Here is a 19,474-nt window from a genome sequence, read left to right on the forward strand (position 1 = left end):
CAGCGATGATGTTGGGCGACTATTTGGCGTTGCGAATAAGCTTGTGGTTTGCCGCCTGCACCTGCGGACGGATCACGATCTCATCCAAATTCACATGGGCCGGAGCACTGACCGCGTAGCGAATCACCTCTGCAACGTCTTCACCGGTCAGTGGATTGTCCACTCCGGCATAGACATCGTCTGCAGCGCTCTGGCTGCCTAGCCGCCGTAGCGAGAACTCTTCTGTCTGAACCAGTCCGGGCAAGATCTCGATAACGCGCAACCCATTTTCGACTTCTTCGAGTCGCAGCGCCTGTGTCATTGCACGTTCGGCAGCCTTAGCTGCGTTGTACCCGCTACCGCCTTCGTAGCTGGCAAGTGCTGCGGTGGAGGTGACGTTCAAGACGGTGCCGCGTGCTGCACGCAGCTGGGGCAGCAAGGCACGGGTCAAACGCATAGTTCCCATGACGTTGGACTGCCACATGAATTCCCAGTTTTCATCGATTGCGTCGCCCCAGGTTTCGGTTCCGCGGGCGCCACCAGCACAGTTGATCAGCGTATCTGCGCCACCACGTTCACTCACGGCAGCTACCAGTGCGTCGACATCTGCCTGCACGCTTACGTCAGCCGGTACCGCAATCGCGCCGCTTTCGGCGGCCAGGGACTCCAAGCGTTCTGCGCGGCGCGCCACAGCGAAAACGGTCCAGCCTTGGGCACGCAAGGCACGGACAGTAGCCTGCCCGATTCCGCTAGAAGCTCCGGTGACTACGGCTGAACGGGAGGAAGAATTATCTGTAGTTGTCATGCATCAACTCTATGACCAGATGATTTCCAGTTGGTAAGCCGTGAATTTCTCTTACGTTTCAGTTTGCATGCACCCTGGACCGGTACCACCGCCGATGCTCGGAAGCCGAATCGGCTCCCCGGGGCGCTTTGGATGCGATCTGGCGTGGTGCAAGCCATGGGCAACAATGTCTTGGCGCCCGGCAAAACATGGAAGAATGGAGCTATGGCAGAAGAAAACTTGGGCACAGACACGCCCGCAACGGTTTCCGTTCCTGACAAGCCCGCTTTGGAAGGCTTGGAAGAACGTCTTTCGTCCCGGTGGCGCACCGAGGGCACTTATCATTTCAATGAGGACACGACTCGCGAAGCCGTGTACTCCATCGACACTCCCCCGCCTACGGCGTCCGGTTCCCTGCACGTAGGACACATGTTCTCCTACACGCAGACTGACGTGTTGGCCCGCTACCAGCGCATGATCGGCAAGAACGTTTTCTACCCATTGGGTTGGGATGACAACGGACTGCCAACTGAGCGCCGCGTGCAGAATTACTTCGGCGTCCGCTGCGACCCGACCAAGCCTTACATCGAGGGCTACCGTCCACCGGAGAAGCCAGCGAAGAACCAGCGCGACTGGGATGTCATCAGCCGCAAGAACTTCATCGAGGTCTGTGAAGAGCTGGCGGTTGAAGACGAAAAGGTCTTCGAACAGCTGTTCACCACCTTGGGCCTGTCTGTTGACTGGCGCATGACCTACCGCACCATCGATGACAACTCACGCGCCGCTTCCCAGCGTGCTTTCTTGGACAACCTGGAAAAGGGCGACGCCTACATGGCCGAAGCCCCGACACTGTGGGATGTAACTTTCCGTACCGCAGTTGCCCAGGCTGAACTCGAAGACCGAGAAATGCCTGGCGCCTACTACCGCTACGCATTCAATGCAGAAGACGGCGAACAGGTCTTCATTGAGACCACCCGTCCGGAACTGCTCGCTGCATGTGCTGCCTTGGTGGCTCACCCGGATGACGAGCGTTACCAGCACCTGTTCGGCAAGACCGTCACCTCGCCAATCTTCGGCGTTCCAGTAACTGTGCACCCGCACCCATTGGCCCAGGCCGACAAGGGCTCGGGTATCGCCATGGTGTGTACCTTCGGCGACCTGACCGACGTTACCTGGTGGCGTGAGCTGCAGTTGCCTACCCGTCCGATCATCGGACGCGACGGCCGTATCCTTGCTGACACCCCTGAGTGGATTACCACCGAAGCTGGCAAGGAAGCTTACGCGCAGATCTCGGCAAAGACCGTGTTCTCCGCCAAGGAAACCGTCGTTGAGATGCTCTCCGAAGCTGGCCTGCTAGATGGCGAGCCGAAGAAGATTTCCCGTCCGGTGAACTTCTTCGAAAAGGGCGAAAAGCCTCTGGAAATTGTCACCTCCCGCCAGTGGTACATCCGCAATGGCGGCCGGGACGAAGAGCGTCGCAACCAGATGATCGCTCGCGGCAAGGAAATTGATTTCCACCCATCGTTCATGCGTTCGCGCTACGAAAACTGGGTTTCGGGCCTGAATGGCGACTGGCTCGTTTCGCGCCAGCGCTTCTTCGGCGTACCTGTACCAGTGTGGTACCAGGTCAATGAGCATGGCGAGCCAAACTACGATGCACCGATCCTGCCGACCATCGAGCAGCTTCCGGTTGACCCGGCAGCCGATGCGCCAACCGGTTACACCGAAGACCAGCGTGGAGCCGCTAATGGCTTCATCGGTGATGCTGATGTTCTCGATACCTGGGCAACCAGCTCGCTGACCCCGCAGATCGCAGGCCGCTGGGGCCGCGACGACGAGTTCTTCTCGAAGGTCTACCCATTTGACCTGCGCCCACAGGGCCACGACATCATCCGTACTTGGCTGTTCTCGACCGCTGTTCGTGCAGATTCCCTGCACGATAACGCTCCATGGAAGCACGCGGCCATCTCAGGCTGGATCCTGGATCCGGACCGTAAGAAGATGTCCAAGTCCAAGGGCAACGTCGTTGTTCCTAATGAAGTTCTGGATAAGTTCGGTGCAGATGCCGTGCGCTACTGGGCTGCCAGCGCCAAGCTGGGTGCCGATACCGCGTACGAAATCAATCAGATGAAGATCGGCCGTCGTTTGGCCATCAAGATCCTGAACGCTTCGAAGTTCGTACTGAACTTGGGTGCTACCGATGCCAACATCCTGACCGATGATGCTTCGGTAGTCACCAACGGCCTTGATCGTTCATTGCTCGCTCGCCTGTCGACGGTGATCGAAGATGCCAAACGCGCCTTCGATAACTACGACTACGCCCGTGCGCTGGATATCACCGAGTCGTTCTTCTGGTCGTTCACCGATGACTACGTAGAGCTGGTCAAGGACCGCGCCTACGGTGGCCATGGCGAAGCCGAACAGGCTTCGGTACTGGCAACCTTGGCAACGACCTTGGATTCGGTACTGCGCCTCTTCGCACCGTTCCTGCCTTTCGCAACCGAAGAGGTATGGGGCTGGTGGCGCACCGGATCGGTACACCTGACCCAGTGGCCAAGCACCGAACACCTGGCTTCCGCTGTAGAGGGTGCCGATCCAGCAGTACTGCCGCTGGTTGGCGTAGCGCTTTCGGGTATCCGCAAGGCCAAGTCTGATGCCAAGGTCAAGCAGCGTACCGAGGTGCTCTCTGGGGAGATCCACGCTCCGGCTGCACAGGTAGCCCAGCTTAAGGCTGGTTTCGAGGACCTCAAGTCCGCTGCCAACGCTCGTGAGCTCTCCCTGGTTGAAGCCGAAGGCGAGTTGACCGTGGAAAACGTTGAGTTGGCTCCAACCGACGAAGCGTAATAGCGATTAACCCAAAACCGGTTGCCATCCATAACCTGGATGACAACCGGTTTTGTCGTCTCTACTCTTGCTTCTCCCCCGTTTCGGAATGATAGGTCTGCGGAGGAAAATCAATATTCTTTTGCATGGGAACAGCTGCGCGTCGACGCTGTTCGGTGAAATACTTCAGTTGGTGTTCCGCGCTGAGCTCAAGATGATGCTTCTGGGCTGGGCCTTTCGCCCCATCAGCTGGCGAGTGTCCATCGGTCATCTTCTATTCCCTTCGTTCAATGTCAACGGCTAAATCCCCATCGATGTCCAACCGTTAACATTTCAACGCCTAGTTCTGTGCGGTCTGGTATGCCTGCTGGATCACTGAGCCCCAGTATGGACCGAACATGGTATCGCGAACTGAGCTGTAGCCGAAGCTATTGACGGAGTTCTGGTATCCATCCGAGCCGCTGCCCAAGAACCATGGGCCGCCCGAGGAACCGCCGGTCATGTTGCATGGAATGCCCTGGGACTGGGTCTGGCCGAATGGATCATCGCTGGCATAGCCCTTGCATGACTGCAGCGTCTGTCCATTGAACGGGGAAGCTGCTGGATAGCCATATGCGGTGTAGTACTGGCCGCGTGCCTGGTTAAAGGCAACACCCGAAGCGCCGACAGCGTCACTCAGAGTCGAACCGCCGCTGGTGCCAACGACTGCGAATCCGGTGTCGTAAGTGATGTCACCGCCGTTTGACCACTCGGTGGGTGCTACCAGCTCGGTGGCTGCGAAGGTACCGTATGGAGCGTTGCCGTTCTCATAGGCTGGGGCGAATACCCAACGGGTAGCGAATGATCCTGGACCTTCATTCAAGCAGTGTCCTGCGGTCGAGACCGTTGATTCATTTGCTGAGACCACTGAGTTGCCGGAGCAAACGTAGTCAGAGCCACCGAGGGTGAAGAAGACCTTTCCAATATGAGAAACCGGAGATTCCTGGGTTGCGCGGGTCTTGCCGCCCTTCGTCTGAGCTTTCTTGGCTGCGGCAGCGTCTGCCTTGTGCCCGGCAACCTTTGCTGGCTTTCCAGCTTCTACCTTGGCGGCAGAGCCTGACTTTCCAGCCACGAGTGAATCTGCGTTCTTTGCGGCCTTCATCCGTTCCGGAGTCCAGTATTCGACTGCTGATTCAGCTTTCTGTTCCGAGATGGTGATTGACTCGATGTCGCCACCACTGGTCGTCGGCGCTGCCGAGGCCATTGGTGCCACGCTGAGCATCAGTGCGCCGGCAAGAACCGCTGCGCTTGCCAGCTTGCGACGTCCCTTGCCTTTGGACGAATCCGTAATTAGAGAACGAATTTGCACGATTTAACTCCTTGTCCAGTGGCTTCTTTGCCACTATCGATGGGGGTGTTGTTGCACTCGTGGAAAATAGTCAAACACACACTTCAAGCATTTTCCATAGGAATATTTCCCTCCGTAAATGCCAACCACCACTACCAACGTTCTGTATTTTCTGAAAAGGGGTATCCATTTAGTGGCCGAAGGAAAAACGCTATTCTAGCGTTGCCCGAGGTGATCGCCACGGCCGCTCCGAGGACTCCCGCTCCATCGACCCGGGCAGGGCCTGCGGTCCGGAAACACCGCGAGGATGAACCGCCTTCGGCTCCGGCTTGCGCACCAGGTTCCGATAGGTCACTGGACCTCGCTTCACTGCGCGCTCGAGCAAGCGCATGAACACAAGTCCCCGATGGGTACTGTGCCTACGGTTGAACCGAAAAACGAACTCATCCAGATACTCCTGCAAGTGCCCCACGCTGCCCGAGCCCTGGTAAGTCCCTTCGATCATCCTTTTCACCAACGCAAACAATCGGTGCACTGCCGGCAGCGAAGCATGCGCTTCAAGCCCTGATTTCCAGACACTCACCGGTTCATGCGCATACCCTTCCACCGCGTTTCCATATCCCCTCCACCCGTCAGAAACAATCGTGGAGCCAGGAGCAATATTCGCGGCGATGAACTCACGCAACGATGCAGCCGAAGCATCAGGGATGATCGCCAACCGCGCTCGCCCCCACCCATCATCTGCAATTTCAATCGCGCCCGCCACCAGAGTCTTTCCTGCCGCACCACGTCCTGTGCGACCAGGGCGATGGCCACCGAAGAAACTTTCATCGACTTCGACCCGCCCAGAGAGCAACGAGCTGTCTTGCGTGCTCATGACACTACGCAACTTGCCCAGCATGCTCCAGGCAGTCTGATACGAAGATATTGGCAGCACACGGTGCAGATGCGCCGCGCAGACTCCGCTCTTTCCTGCGGTCATCAACCACGCGGTTTGGAACCACACAGTCAGCGGCGTGCGGGTCTTGTCGAAGATGGTGCCAGCGGTAGCAGAGAAGCGGTACCAGCACTTCTTACAGCGAAAGCGATTATCAGGCTCGTTGTTCACGAACGCGCTAAGGCATCGAGGGCAACAGATCCCCTCCGGCCAGCGTAGCCACTGCAAGTAGTCCACGCAGGATTCATCGTCGGAAAACCAAGCAAGCAGCTGGGCAAGATCTGCCGGGTAGTCCCGCCCGGCCAGCGGTCGGTTTCCTGTCGATTCAGGGGTAGGCTGAGTCATGACGAACACCCCTCCACGGTGTGTAGTCCATGCTCCCGACTGTTGACGCAGCGCGGGAGTTTCTTAGCTTCTGATCGTACTCCTGATATCGGCCACTAAATGGATACCCCTTTTTCTGAAATAAAACGACTCTGTTTCAGATACTTCATCGAGTTCGACTCCATGGTTGACCCCACCTGGAAATCACGCATAGCTCTTGGTGAATTTAATTCGACCCCGGAATCTCTTGTGATTGTGCTCACTAGGTACTCTTGAAGAACCGGATTGAGCGGTGGGATCCGCTACGGCAAAATTATGAAACAGAACCTTCGGTAACACACACTTTTTCGGTGGCAGAGGATGCACAGAACAAGGAGAAAATCGGTGGGAATTAGGCTTTAAAATCGAGCTTATTCACCACCGAGCTTTGGGAGAGCTTTCCAGGCTCTTCAGGATTGAGGGTGTAAACGCCGTCTAAACCCACCGGTCTCCAACAACGACCGGGCGATATAGTGCGCCAGATTCTTGAACCCCAACGCGATACCTCGCAGATGCTCCAACCTGCCATTCAAAGCCTCGGTAGGACCATTCGAACTACCAATATGATCAAAGTACGCGAGAATGTCCGTCTTCCTCCTGCGCAGGGTGCCGCCGAGCTTTTTCAGCTCCGGCAACCCTTTCGGTACCTTCGTGCCAACTTCGTTGATCAGTTGCTCCAAGGCCCACCGTCCGACCTCGGGCTTCGGTTGCCGGTAGGCATCCACCATCTTCTGATACACGCTCCAGACCAATTGAACCGGCTCATACTCCGGCTCCTTGAACAGGTCTTCAAGCTTGGTCTTCTGCTTTTCCGTAGCCAAGGATAGTCCCGTGGTCAGCGTTCGCCTGCACTTGTAAAGCGGGTCATCCTTGCGTCCTCGACGCCCATGTTGCTCACGTTGAATCCGTTGCCGGGTCTGGTCCAGCGCCTCGGAACCTAGTTTGACTACATGGAATGGATCCAACACCTCCACCGCGTGGGGTAGCTCCTCGACGGCAGCTGTTTTGAAGCCGGTGAAACCGTCCATTGCGACGACTTCAATGCCCTGTTTCCATTGTTCTTCTTGATCAGCCAGCCAGGTTTTGAATACAGCTTTGGATCTTCCAGGGACCATGTCGATCAGTCGTGCGGTACCGGTGCCGTCACGCACCGCGGTGAGGTCCACAATCACGGTGACGTATTTGTCGCCGGTTCGGGTATGCCGCCAAACATGTTCATCGACTCCCAGCACTTTGACCCCGTCGAAGCGGGTTGGATCATCAATCAGTAAGCGTTGACCTTCAGCCAGCACAGCCTCATTGGCGGTATTCCAGGTGACGCCGAGGCCTTCGGCAATTCGGGAGACTGACAAGTGGTGGCAGACCAGTCCAACCAGCGCCCAGCGTAGCCCGGTCCTGCTGATTTTCTGGCGTGGCGCTACTGCTTGGGACAGCTCTTCACGCCAGACTCGTTGGCAATTGGCGCAACGGTAGCGGCGGTGTTTGATGACTAGGACAGTGGGACGCCAGCCCAATGGTTCGTGGGCGAGGCGGCGGGTGACGGTATCGCGTGGAATGCCTGCTGCTCCGCAGGTTTGGCACCAAGGGATCGGGTTGGTGACGTGGCAGAGGATTTCGGCTTTCGCTGCGCTCAGGTGTTGCCCGATTGCGGTCAGTCCCAAGCCGTCAAGATTGGTGAAAGTGGTGAGGTCTGGTGCGGTGAAGGTAGGATTGAGCAACGTCGAGGTCTTTCGAAAATGGCTAGTGTGGTAACTTCCATTCTTCTGGAAGACCTCGACTTTTTCGTGCTCGGCGACATGCCCGGGAATCGGGGTGTTGGTTTCAGGTGGTTACACTCTTATTCCTGAAGAGCCGCTTTCCAGAGACATTGTGCTCCACTGTTTTTTTGCCTGGCTAAGAACTGATGTCCGACAAGATTATGAGGATTCGATTGAACCCGTGGAGTATTCGACAACTGTGCCGAGGCTGTTAGAGCTGTCTGAGCGTCTGGCCGGGAGTCTCAATACAGACAAGGCAATCCCGAAGCTTTAAGTACAACAACGTGCGAACACCATGACTGCGCCAGTTTGCAAAGTATGTTCGTCGGTCAGTCGAAGTGGCGTCCAGAAACAGTAGACGCATAATACGCTGGCATAGCCGATCGAAAAAGGACTAAGCGGAAACCTAGAAGCTGCTCCCCCGGTAAACTGCGGTCGGCTGCTTAAAGTACAAGGACGCCACCTCATATTGAGCTGACGTCCTTGAAAGTTTGAAATTCCGCTTAGTCGAAAACAGGGCTCTCGGAGCGAGTGCGCTTCATCTCGAAGAAGTATGGGAAAGAGGCGAGCTGAGCTGCAGCGTCAAACATCTTTCCAGCGTCTTCGCCAGTTGGAACGCGAGTGATGACCGGACCGAAGAAAGCAACCCCGTCGACAGCAACGATCGGCGTACCGACATCCTGTCCAACCTTGTTGATCCCCACTTCGTGGCTAGCACGCAGAGCTTCATCGTTGGCATCGGTATGGGCGGCTTCAGCAAGTTCAGCCGGCAGGCCTACCTTTTCCAAGGCCTTAGCGACAACTTCGTCGCGGTCTTCAATCTTCTCGTAGTGGAAGAGTTCACCCATAGCGGTGTAAAGACTGTCCTTGACTTCATCACCATGCTCTTGGGCGGCCTTGATGATCACGCGAACCGGACCCCAAGAAGAATCCATCGAGGCACGGTAGTCCTCCGGCAAATCCCTACCCTCGTTGAGCATCGACAAGCTCATGACATTCCAGGTCACGTCAATGTCGCGAACCTTTTCTACTTCCTTGATCCAACGGCTCGTCGCCCAGGCGAATGGGCAGATCGGATCAAACCAAAAGTCGACGTGCTGACGCTCAGCCATGAAATACCAGCTTTCTTTCGAACAGTTATTAATGTCTTGGGGGTGCTATGCGGACTTCTTGTCGCGTTTAGCCACCATCGCGTGCGAGAGCAGGGTTGGTACCTCACGATCGATCACGGTTGCTCGGGTAATGACTACCTCAGCAACATCGTCACGACTTGGCAAGTCGAACATGACTCCGCCTAGCGTTTCTTCGAGAATCGAGCGCAGACCACGGGCACCGGTCTCACGTGCAATGGCAAGTTCTGCAATTGCTTCCAGCGCAGATTGGTCGAAGCTCAATGCCACGCCATCCATCTGGAACATCTTCTGGTACTGCTTGAGCAGAGCATTCTTTGGTTCGGTCAGAACGCGAACCAACGCATCCTTGTCCAAGTGCTCTACCGTGGTGATAACCGGCAAGCGACCAATAAATTCTGGGATTAGGCCGAACTTAAGCAAGTCTTCAGGACGCACATCCGAATAGGAAGCGGTCGCAGACTTCAGTGCGGTCAGAGGAGCGCCGAAGCCGATGCCTTTTTGTCCTGCTCGGGAAGAGATGATTTCTTCCAACCCAGCAAAGGCGCCAGCAACAATGAACAGGATGTTAGTGGTGTCGAGCTGAATGAAATCCTGATGAGGATGCTTGCGTCCACCCTGAGGTGGTACTGCGGCGACGGTACCTTCGAGAATCTTCAGCAGAGCCTGCTGAACGCCTTCACCGGAAACGTCTCGGGTGATCGAAGGGTTCTCGCTCTTGCGCGAAATCTTGTCGATCTCGTCAATGTAAATAATGCCAGTTTCGGCCTTCTTGACATCATAGTCAGCAGCCTGGAGCAGCTTGAGGAGGATATTTTCAACGTCCTCACCCACGTACCCAGCTTCTGTCAGGCTCGTAGCATCGGCGACTGCGAACGGAACGTTCAGCTTCTTCGCCAGCGACTGCGCCAGGTATGTCTTACCGCAACCGGTAGGCCCGATGAGCATGATGTTGGACTTCGAGACTTCCACATCATCTAGTGGATCTTCGTTAGTCAGTGCGGCAACAGGACCATGGTCCTGGTTCCCGTGGATACGCTTGTAATGGTTATAGACAGCGACAGAGAGCGCACGCTTGGCGTTCTCCTGACCGATGACGTATTCCTGCAGCGAATCAAAGATTTCTCGTGGCTTGGCCAGGGAGAACTCTTCATGAACCTGCTCTTCAGCAAACTCTTCGGCAATGATTTCATTGCAAAGTTCGATGCATTCAGTACAAATGTAGACACCATGGCCTGCAATTAGCTTCTTAACCTGCTTTTGGCTCTTCCCGCAGAAAGAGCATTTCAACAGATCCGAGCCTTCACCCATGCGTCCCATCGCACCATTCTCCCGTTTACTTGAGTAGCTGTGGACTTACTCAATTCTAGGCTAGTAGTCCCCCAAATTAGATGAATATGGCGGTTTACCTGTGTTGCGCCCTTTGTCTATCGACAGAGCGTCACTTAGGCAAACCGCCATTCATCATGGATTATTCCAAGTATGCGCTAGCTTCCCAGCTGAGCTCGGTTCAGCTTGCGAGGAGTCAATACCTCGTCAACGATGCCGTACACCTTGGCTTCGCTAGCAGTCATGAACAAGTCACGCTCAACGTCGTCACGAACCTTCTCAACGTCCTGGCCGGAGTGGGACGCAATGGTTTCTTCCAACCAACTACGCATGCGCATAACTTCTTCAGCCTGGATCTGCAGGTCAGTCGCGGTACCGCGTTCGCCTCCACCCATCGCTGGCTGGTGGATCAGTACACGCGCGTTCGGCAGAGCCAAGCGCTTGCCAGGGGTACCGGCTGCGAGCAATACTGCTGCAGCCGAGGCGGCCTGGCCGAGGCAAACGGTCTGGACCTCTGGACGGATGAACTGAATCGTGTCGTAGATTGCAGTCATCGCGGTGAAGGAACCACCCGGCGAGTTGATGTACAAGGTGACATCGCGCTCTGGATCCATCGATTCCAAGACCAGCAGCTGGGCCATTACGTCATCAGCCGATGCGTCATCAACCTGAGCGCCGAGGAAGATAATGCGATCCTCGAACAGCTTTGCGTAAGGGTCCTGGCGCTTGAAACCGTATGGTGTGCGCTCTTCGAACTGTGGCAGGATGTAGCGAGCCGACGGCATCTGGCCGCTAACGGCTTCCGGATTGAAGTTCATGGTTTTCTCCTAGGACAAATCTTTGGGTAACAAGCGGTGCGGTGCGACTACTTGTCGTCGCCTACAACACCGGTGACCGAACCTGCGTGGGTTGCGATCTGATCGAAGAAGCCGTATTCCAGGGCGTCTTGAGCGGTGAACCACTTATCACGCTGGTTGTCGATGAGGATCTGCTCGACGGTCTGACCGGTCTGTTCTGCAGTCAACTCACTCATGACCTTCTTCATGTGCATGATCAGTTCAGCCTGGATCTTGATATCCGAGGCAGTACCGCCGATGCCACCGGAAGGCTGGTGCATCAGGATACGGGCATTCGGCGTAGCGAAGCGCTTGCCTGGAGTACCCGAGGACAGCAGGAACTGGCCCATCGAAGCTGCCAGACCGGTTGCTACGGTCACGACATCGTTCGGGATGAAGTTCATGGTGTCATAGATGGCCATGCCTGCAGTGATCGAACCACCTGGCGAGTTGATGTACAGGTAGATGTCCTTTTCAGGATCCTCTGCCGAGAGCAGCAGCAACTGCGAGCAGATGGCATTCGCGTTGTCATCGCGGACATCAGAGCCCAGCCAGATGATGCGCTCCTTGAGCAGGCGGTTGTAGATGTAATCATCACGGCCGGCCGGCTCTGAGGCTGCCATCGTGGGAGTGCGCGAATCATTGGACATGTTCTCTACCTCTTCCAAACGTGTAGATCAGTTTCTGGAATCTCTATTTCTAATCCCATAGCTGCAACTGGTTACTTTGAGATTACTTACTTCAAGTCATTCATGGGACGTTTCATGCCCCTGTTTCGCTCACGGCGCATGATGCACGCCCGGAGCGAACAAAAATAGCCATCGGCAGCTTGTTTTACACAAGCGGCCGATGGCCATCAGAGTTTAGTGAAGACTACTTAGCTTCTTCGGCCTCAACCTCAGCAGCTTCTTCTTCACCGGCTGGCTTGACGAAGGAAGTCAGGTCAACTACGGAACCGTTGGAATCGGTAACCTTAGCGAACTCCAGAACCTTTGCCAGTGCCTTGCGGCGGCGAACTTCGCCCATCATCATTGGGACCTGGCCTGCGCCGTCCAGCATCTGTGCGAACTGGTTTGGCTCCATGCCGTACTGGCCTGCAGTCTGAACGATGTAGTCGATCAGCTCGGACTGCTCAACGCCAACTTCCTCAGCGTCTGCAACAGCGTCGAGGATAATTTCGTTCTTGAAGGCACGCTCGGTGTTCTCGCGAACTTCTGCACGGTGCTCTTCGGTGTCGTGGTCAGCTTCAGCGTCTGGTGCGTTGAAGTGCTGTTCGATCTGCTCGTCGATTACCGAAGCAGGAACAGGAACCTCAACCAGCTCAACCAGCTTGTCCAGGACCAGCTCGCGAGCCTCTACGCCCTGCTCAACAACCTTGCCCTCTGCAGCGTCCTTCGACAGGTTCTTGCGCAGTTCGGCGATGGTGTCGAATTCCGATGCCAGCTGAGCGAAGTCATCGTTAGCTTCTGGCAGTTCGCGCTGCTTCACAGCGTTGACAACAACCTTGACGGTCGCGGTCTTGCCGGCGTGCTCGCCGCCAGCCAAGGTGGTCTCGAAGGTTGCGTCTTCGCCAGCGGACAGGCCGGTAACAGCCTCGTCCATGCCCTCAAGCATGTTGCCCGAACCGATCTGGTAGGACAGGCCCTGTGCCGAGTCGACTTCTTCGCCTTCTACGGAAGCGGTCAGGTCGATGGTCACGAAGGAGTCTGCAGCTGCTGGAGCTTCAACTTCCTTCAGGGTGCCGAAGCGACCGCGCAGGTCATCAAGAGCCTTCTCGATGTCTTCGTCAGCAACTTCCTTGGCTTCAACAGAAACCTCGATGCCCTTGTAGTCCGGCAGTTCAACCTTCGGACGTACATCAACCTCGAGGGTGAAGACCAGCTGGCCTTCGCCTTCCTTTTCGAGGGATGGCAATTCGGTGATGTCTACCTCTGGGCGCGACAGTGGGGTGAGTTCGTTCTCAACCATTGCCTTCTGGTAGTACTCGTTCAGACCTTCGTTGACGGCAGTCTCGATGACATGGCCGCGACCGAAGCGCTGGTCGATCATCTTTGCAGGAACTTTGCCCTTGCGGAAGCCTGGGATCTGGATCTGCTGAGCGATGGTCTTGTACGCCTCATCGACGCGGGGCTTCAGTTCCTCGTAAGGAACTTCAACGGTCAGCTTAACCCGGGTCGGGTTGACGTTTTCGACGGCGCTCTTCACAGCGTTGTACTCCTGAGTTGTCTAATATTAGGTCTAATCTGCAAAAAACCCCGCAACATGGTGGCGTTGCGGGGTTGTTCGACAGAGTCGGGGTGACAGGATTCGAACCTGCGACCTCACGCTCCCAAAGCGCGCGCTCTAGCCAAGCTGAGCTACACCCCGATTAGCAGTGAACAGTCTAACCCGAGTCATCCTGTATCCACTAATCGATTGTGATGCTTACTAGTTACTTTTTACAGTTCTTAGTGATCACAAGATCTAAATTATATTTAGCTCTCAATTTTCACTGGCTAAATCCGAGGATTTTCGCCGGTAAAGTCGGGGTGACAGGATTCGAACCTGCGACTTCACGCTCCCAAAGCGCGCGCTCTAGCCAAGCTGAGCTACACCCCGATTAGCAGGGCAACCACGTCATGAAATAACTGGCTGCCACTAACCGTGTTTTTTGAATACTTAAGATTTTTCAATCTTCACTACTCACGAGAATCAATTTCTTGGTTCTCAATTCTACGGCTGAATTGCTTCAACCATAAAGTCGGGGTGACAGGATTCGAACCTGCGACCTCACGCTCCCAAAGCGCGCGCTCTAGCCAAGCTGAGCTACACCCCGGTGAAATTCAGAAGAAAGCTTGTTTCATCTGGACTAACCGTTCTGCAATCGGTCCGGGAATGTTTTGTTTCCCGTGCTGATCACAAGAAACTAAGTTACACGGGTTCGAACCAAAAGCAAAATCGAGGGATTCGCGTGTCACAGAAAGACATCCGCATGATCTCGCGGTTTTTCAGGTTTCACCTGCCTGAATCTGGGCAAAGATCGAATTTTCGTGAGTTGAATTACAGGTAGATTTTCCATCCTGCTTCGTTGGGATCGCGAGTCAGATCAGGCCTCTTGGGTTGCCGGCGTCTTCAGCATCCGCCGCAAGCAGCAAGACAGGTTCCATGCGTTTCAGTGAGCGGCCCGGGGTCAGTTGTTTCTAGCGAAGCTTCGAAAGGTACGCGGGTTGCGGCTCGATTCGAAGGAACCCAAACCCCTGTTACCGCAAACTGTTATTCCCGTAGGCCTGAGACCCGCCTGGTGATTGCTGTCTTGGCCGTGGCTTTGGATTCATGAAGTAATCCCAGAAAAGCAAACCCTTGGTACGAGGCAAGGCACTTGGGCCGGTTTGCTCATCAAGTGGTCAGGAAGAAGGCGTGCGAGCCTTCGTTATTAGCCACCGGTCCCTTTAGGGGACTATTCGGGCTTCGAGAGGCGTGTGGAAATTCGCTGGCCATGAGGCATTGCGACGGGTCAGGCGTTTTTCGAACCAAACCCATTCAGATCGGATTTTGGTTGCAAAAGCAAAATGACCCCACCGAAGTGAGGTCATTTATTTGGAGGGGATGACGGGAATCGAACCCGCATCATTAGTTTGGAAGACTAAGGCTTTACCACTAAGCTACATCCCCATTTCGAAGCAACTGCGCTTCGAACAAGATTCAGTCTAGACCATGAAAGTCATGCATTGCAAATCGAGGATTCCGCGTCTCACTTGGCTCCTCTTCCTTATCACCGTGACCTGCCACTGGTTGGCAAAACACGCCGGTGAGTCTGAAGGAAAAGGATTCCGTTAGTCTCACCGACGTGTTCGCAACTCACACAGCAGACTTCTTGCGCGGAAGCTTCTGGCAACGCGGACACCAGTAGAGTTTGCGAGCTGCCACTTCGGCTAGCGAGATCTGTGCTGAGCATTTACGGCAGCCCATCCCCTGCCTTTGATAAACGTAGTATGCGTTATCCGGCCAAACCACACCCAATGGATCCCGGTCTTCAGGCAATGTTGTAATGATCTTGCCATCGCGAACACCGTCTTCCATGACCGAGACGATATCCCACCAGAGTTTTTTGGCCTTTTGAGTGCTGAGCCCGTTGGCCGGCAGCTGAGGAGAGATTCGGTTGCGGAACAGAGCTTCAGCTCGGTAGATATTGCCGACACCGGAGATCAACGCCTGATTCATGAGCACAATTCCAATAGCTGTCTTGGTCTTCAGCAAGTTTGCCCGAAATTCGTTGAATCCAGCTTCAAGTTCTGTTGCTGCCAGCGACGGGTCTACTTGGCCCTTGGCCGCCCTAATGCGCAGTGCGGATCCAATCAACGGATCTGGACCAAGTTTGCCTAGCTGGATTTGGACCTGGTCGTGGTCCAATACCTCGCAAGCGGTTGGGCCACGTAAGTCTGCCCATCCATGCTCAGAGACAATTCGGGCACGAACGGCACCTACCGGCTCAGGCGGGCCAGTGTATTGCTCTGACTCTGGGCTGGGGCCTGATTCCCGTTCTCCAATTTTCCGAGGAGCACCAATGGATGATGCACCCGTAAAGTAGTGGTCTCCCCCAAAGCTGAAGGCGCCGTAAAGCCCCAGATGCACCCGCAGGTACAAATCATTGGAAAAGCGGCAGAAGAGCTGCTTCCCCTTAGCGAAGGCATGCTCAAGGTGGTGCCCATCGATCCGCTCGGCGTCCGAAGCGAACCGGCCCTGCGGAGAAGTAACGGCAACCACTTGCCCGCCAAAGACATCGTCAAATTGACGGGCAAGTCGGTGAAGGGAATGTCCTTCTGGCACGGCTAGTCGATAACCTCGCCAGTCGTCTCGTAAGTTGCGATCTTGCCGATACGGCGTACGTGGCGTTCTGCTTCGCTGAATGGTTCGGCGAGGAAAGCTTCGATCAGCTCTGCAGCCTCTTCTACGGTGTGCTGGCGCCCGCCAACAGCAATCACGTTCGCGTTGTTGTGTTCGCGAGCCAACTTGGCAGTGTCCAAGTTCCATGCCAGTGCGGCACGGATACCTTCGACCTTGTTAGCAGCAATCTGCTCACCGTTGCCAGAGCCGCCCAGCACGATCCCCAATGCGTCCACGCCTGCGCGCTGGTCTTCTACAACAGCTTTGGCTGCGTTGATGCAGAACGCCGGGTAGTCATCCTCTGGGTCGTAAGACTTCGGGCCATGGTTAACCATTTCGTAGCCCTTGGCGGTCAGGTGCTTGACCAGGTGGTCACTGAGCTCTAGTCCTGCATGGTCAGTAGCGATATGCACGCGCATGGTCGATTGCCTCATTTACTTGGGAGGGTACATTTACTGTCCTATCTAGGATAGCGACCGCAAGACGTACTCTGGCTACCCACCAGTGGCACGCTCTGGAGTATTAACTAAAAAAGTCTCATAGCCCTCTCGAAACACGGATTTCACGGCTCCTATTGGAAAATTGGGTAAATTGCTCGGCCAAATGACTTGCGCGATGCCCGGTCACAGGTGACACAATAGATAGATATTCAATATTCATTTCACAACTTCCGCTGATGGATGCCCATCATCAAGAATTGGAGACCCCATGCCAGGAATGAACCTCACTCGTGCCGAGGCCAGCGAGCGCGCGAACCTGCTCAACGTTGACAGCTATGAGGTAAGCCTGGATCTTACTCGCGGTGAGCGCATCTTCACTTCCAAAACGACCGTTCGGTTCACCGCGACTGCTGGCGCATCGACTTTCATCGATGCCGTCACCGATTCGGTGCGTTCCATCAATCTCAACGGCGTAGAGCTGGATCCGGCCGAGCATTCCGATGGCATCCGCATCCAGCTGCCGAACCTTGGCGCGCAGAACGTCTTGGTGATTGATGCAGATGCGCTGTACATGAACACCGGTGAAGGCTTGCACCGTTTCGTGGACCCAGTGGATCAGGAAGTCTACTTGTACTCGCAGTTCGAAGTCGCTGACTGCCGTCGCATGTTTGCTGTCTTCGAACAGCCGGATTTGAAGGCCACCTTCCAGTTCTCGGTTACGGCACCGAGATACTGGAATGTCGTATCGAATGCACCAACTCCTGAGCCAATCGAAAACGGCGATTCTGCAACTTGGGACTTCGCTGCCACGCAGCGAATTTCCTGCTACATCACGGCCTTAATAGCCGGCCCTTATCAGGTAGCTCGCGATTCGCTGGTCTCCTCCAGCGGACGCACCGTTGAGCTTGGGGTCTTCGCCCGCGCGTCGATGATGCAGTACCTGGATGTCGAGAACATCGTGACGATCACTCGTCAGGGTTTCGAGTTCTACGAAAAGAACTTCGGAGCGCCCTACCCGTTCGAGAAGTACGACCAGCTGTTCGTACCTGAGTTCAACGCCGGCGCCATGGAGAATGCTGGAGCGGTGACTTTCCTGGAAGAATACGTCTTCCGCTCTCGTCCCACCGGTGCCATGGTCGAACGCCGGGCAATCACCATTTTGCACGAGTTGGCACACATGTGGTTCGGCGACCTCGTCACCATGAAGTGGTGGAATGATCTGTGGCTCAATGAATCCTTCGCTGAATTCATGTCCACGCTAGCTGCAGCACAGAACACCGAGTTCACCAGCGCATGGACAACCTTCAACACATTGGAGAAGAACTGGGCCTACCGCCAGGACCAGCTGCCATCCACCCACCCAATTGTCGCTGAAATCAACGATCTTGAAGATGTTGAAGTCAACTTCGATGGCATCACCTACGCCAAGGGCGCCAGCGTGCTGCGCCAGCTGGTAGCTTTCGTCGGCCAGGAAGAATTCATGGCGGGAGTACGTGAATACTTCGCCAAGCATGCCTGGTCGAACACGGAGCTGCCAGATCTCCTCAGGGAATTGGAAGCAGCCAGCGGCCGCGATTTGAGTGGCTGGGGCGCTGCATGGTTGGAAACCGCTGGGGTAAATACGCTCAAGGCGGAGATGGCCACCGATGATGACGGTGTCATCACTTCGTTCGCGATTCGCCAGTCGGCTATCTCCGAATACCCTACGTTGCGTCAGCACCGCCTGGCCGTTGGCTTCTACTCGCTCGATGATGCCGGCGTCCTGAAGCGTGTGCACCGCGAAGAACTAGATATCGATGGTGAACTCACCGAGGTCCCCGCACTGACCGGCCAGGCGCGCCCGGATCTAGTTTTGCTCAACGATGACGACCTGACCTACGCGAAGATCCGTTTGGATGAAGTTTCCCTGGCTACTGCCACTGAGCATCTGAAAGACTTCGAAGATTCGCTGCCACGCACGCTGGTTTGGTCAGCTGCATGGGATTCGGTTCGTGACGCAGAAGCGCCAGCGAGCACCTATGTCCAGTTGCTCCTGAACAATATTGGGCACGAAGTGGACTCCACCGTAATCATGGTGCTGTTGCGTCAGCTGAACACCTCGCTGGATCTATATGTTGCAGCAGAGCACAGTGAAGAGCTTTCGGTGCAGGCCGCTGCCAGCCTGTGGAAGTTGGCTGTCGAAGCTGAGGCCGGCTCGGATGCACAGTTGCAATTCGTCAAGGCATTCGCGCACCGCTCGCGCACTGCCGAGCAGCTGGACCAGGTCCAGAGCCTGTTTGATGGCTCGGTGGCCCTGGATGGCCTCACCGTAGACACCGATTTGCGCTGGTCCTTCACGATTGCGTTGAGCGCAGGTGGCCGAATGAGCGAAGCCACGCTCGACTCGGTGCTGGCCAACGATGACACGGCCAACGGCAAGGCCTCCTGGTACACCGCGCGTGCATCGCGCCCAACGGCAGAGGCTAAGGAAGAAGCGTTTGCCGCAGCTACCTCGGCTACCTTGTCCAATGACCAGCAGAGCGCTGTCATCTCGGGTTTCAATAACGTGCACCATAACGAGCTGATCTCCGGTTACACCGAGAAGTACTTCGGCCTGCTGATCAACGCCTGGGAGTCGTTCTCCCATGAAATGGCCAAGCAGATCGTCTTGGGCTTCTACCCGAGCTCCAACGTCTCGCAGATAACTCTGGAGCAGACCGACGCTTTCTTGGAATCCTTGGGTTCCAAGCACGCAGCAATGCGCCGTCTGCTAGTCGAATCACGTGCAGACGTGGTCCGAGCTTTGGCCGCGCGCCAGGCTGATGCCTAAGCGCTAGCAATATCTGCTCATGCAGTTGGTGGTGCCTTCCGCTCAATGCGGAAGACACCACCAGCTTCTGTTTAAAAGTGTGATGTCTCAAGACACC

The 19,474-nt window shown here is 55.6% G+C and carries 14 protein-coding genes and 4 tRNA genes; 2 read left to right on the top strand and 16 right to left on the bottom strand.

Annotated features, from left to right (window positions below; translation table 11 throughout):
* Positions 1-19: 19 nt before the first annotated feature.
* Complete coding sequence (locus AARI_RS10040) at positions 20-784, bottom strand: SDR family oxidoreductase (RefSeq protein ID WP_013349189.1); 765 nt, start codon at positions 782-784, stop codon at positions 20-22.
* A 204-nt stretch (positions 785-988) separates the two neighbouring features.
* On the opposite strand from AARI_RS10040, the gene valS reads away from it, so the two are divergent.
* Positions 989-3,607, top strand: coding sequence for a valine--tRNA ligase (valS, locus tag AARI_RS10045; RefSeq protein WP_013349190.1), 2,619 nt, complete (start codon positions 989-991; stop codon positions 3,605-3,607).
* 61 nt (positions 3,608-3,668) lie between these two features.
* On the opposite strand, the gene AARI_RS19680 is transcribed toward valS, so the two are convergent.
* The 15 genes from AARI_RS19680 to AARI_RS10120 form a co-directional block, all read right to left on the bottom strand.
* A complete protein-coding gene (locus tag AARI_RS19680) occupies positions 3,669-3,857 on the bottom strand; it encodes a hypothetical protein (RefSeq protein WP_013349191.1) in 189 nt (62 codons plus the stop codon).
* A gap of 69 nt (positions 3,858-3,926) precedes the next feature.
* The gene (locus tag AARI_RS10055) at positions 3,927-4,934 is read right to left on the bottom strand and encodes a trypsin-like serine peptidase (protein ID WP_013349192.1); all 1,008 of its coding nucleotides are present in this window, start codon (positions 4,932-4,934) and stop codon (positions 3,927-3,929) included.
* A 190-nt stretch (positions 4,935-5,124) separates the two neighbouring features.
* Positions 5,125-6,195 (bottom strand): IS1595-like element ISAar1 family transposase, encoded by a 1,071-nt coding sequence (locus tag AARI_RS10060; protein WP_013349193.1) that lies wholly within the window; start codon positions 6,193-6,195, stop codon positions 5,125-5,127.
* A 428-nt stretch (positions 6,196-6,623) separates the two neighbouring features.
* Positions 6,624-7,931 (bottom strand): ISL3-like element ISAar19 family transposase, encoded by a 1,308-nt coding sequence (locus tag AARI_RS10065; protein ID WP_013347368.1) that lies wholly within the window; start codon positions 7,929-7,931, stop codon positions 6,624-6,626.
* A 542-nt stretch (positions 7,932-8,473) separates the two neighbouring features.
* Positions 8,474-9,082, bottom strand: a complete 609-nt coding sequence (locus AARI_RS10070) for a DsbA family oxidoreductase (RefSeq protein ID WP_013349194.1) — start codon at positions 9,080-9,082, stop codon at positions 8,474-8,476.
* A 45-nt stretch (positions 9,083-9,127) separates the two neighbouring features.
* On the bottom strand, positions 9,128-10,420 hold the full coding sequence (gene clpX / locus AARI_RS10075) for an ATP-dependent Clp protease ATP-binding subunit ClpX (RefSeq protein ID WP_013349195.1): 1,293 nt from the start codon (positions 10,418-10,420) through the stop codon (positions 9,128-9,130).
* A 167-nt stretch (positions 10,421-10,587) separates the two neighbouring features.
* Positions 10,588-11,247 (bottom strand): ATP-dependent Clp protease proteolytic subunit, encoded by a 660-nt coding sequence (locus tag AARI_RS10080; protein WP_013349196.1) that lies wholly within the window; start codon positions 11,245-11,247, stop codon positions 10,588-10,590.
* A gap of 47 nt (positions 11,248-11,294) precedes the next feature.
* Positions 11,295-11,915: an ATP-dependent Clp protease proteolytic subunit gene (locus tag AARI_RS10085; protein WP_013349197.1), complete on the bottom strand. Its 621-nt coding sequence runs from the start codon at positions 11,913-11,915 to the stop codon at positions 11,295-11,297.
* Positions 11,916-12,138: 223 nt separating this feature from the next.
* Positions 12,139-13,470 carry a trigger factor gene (gene tig, locus AARI_RS10090; protein ID WP_013349198.1) on the bottom strand — a complete coding sequence of 444 codons (1,332 nt, stop codon included), beginning with the start codon at positions 13,468-13,470 and terminating at the stop codon, positions 12,139-12,141.
* 87 nt (positions 13,471-13,557) lie between these two features.
* A tRNA-Pro gene (locus AARI_RS10095) sits at positions 13,558-13,632 on the bottom strand.
* A 156-nt stretch (positions 13,633-13,788) separates the two neighbouring features.
* A tRNA-Pro gene (locus tag AARI_RS10100) sits at positions 13,789-13,863 on the bottom strand.
* A gap of 142 nt (positions 13,864-14,005) precedes the next feature.
* Positions 14,006-14,080 (bottom strand) — tRNA-Pro (locus AARI_RS10105).
* Positions 14,081-14,842: 762 nt separating this feature from the next.
* Positions 14,843-14,916, bottom strand: a tRNA-Gly gene (locus AARI_RS10110).
* Positions 14,917-15,102: 186 nt separating this feature from the next.
* Entirely contained in the window at positions 15,103-16,071 is a 969-nt protein-coding gene (locus tag AARI_RS10115; protein ID WP_013349199.1) for an Fpg/Nei family DNA glycosylase, read from the bottom strand.
* 2 nt (positions 16,072-16,073) lie between these two features.
* Positions 16,074-16,547 (bottom strand): ribose-5-phosphate isomerase, encoded by a 474-nt coding sequence (locus AARI_RS10120; RefSeq protein ID WP_013349200.1) that lies wholly within the window; start codon positions 16,545-16,547, stop codon positions 16,074-16,076.
* A gap of 289 nt (positions 16,548-16,836) precedes the next feature.
* Here AARI_RS10120 and pepN point away from each other — a divergent pair, with 289 nt between their 5' ends.
* Positions 16,837-19,377, top strand: a complete 2,541-nt coding sequence (gene pepN / locus AARI_RS10125; RefSeq protein ID WP_013349201.1) for an aminopeptidase N — start codon at positions 16,837-16,839, stop codon at positions 19,375-19,377.
* Positions 19,378-19,474: the final 97 nt, after the last annotated feature.

Source organism: Glutamicibacter arilaitensis Re117, from assembly GCF_000197735.1.
Taxonomy (GTDB): Bacteria; Actinomycetota; Actinomycetes; order Actinomycetales; family Micrococcaceae; genus Glutamicibacter; species Glutamicibacter arilaitensis.